This window comes from Variovorax sp. F042, assembly GCF_057814215.1.
This window is the reverse complement of the sequence record NZ_JBVASX010000112.1, coordinates 1-264: the sequence shown is the minus strand read 5'-3', so window position 1 is coordinate 264 and position 264 is coordinate 1. Positions and strand designations below refer to the sequence as shown.

Genomic DNA, 264 nt, shown 5'->3' with positions numbered 1-264 from the left:
TCAGGAACGTGCCGTCCACGGCGCGCTCGGGCGTCGGGATGTACGTGTCCAGGGCTTCGGCCAGCTTCATGATGGCGCCTTCGCCCAGTTCGCCCTTGTCGCCTTCCAGGGCGAGCTTGGCCGAGCCATGGATGATCGGGGTGTCGTCGCCGGGGAATTCGTACTTGTCGAGGAGTTCGCGAACTTCCATTTCGACCAGCTCGAGCAGTTCCTTGTCGTCGACCATGTCGCACTTGTTCAGGAACACGATGATGTAGCCCACGC

General features: G+C 61.7%; 1 protein-coding gene. It reads right to left on the bottom strand.

All coding sequences use genetic code 11. The features are described from left to right. Window positions 1–264: GTP-binding protein (locus ACZYSP_RS35645; RefSeq protein WP_489019282.1), on the bottom strand; the 264-nt coding region annotated here is incomplete at both ends.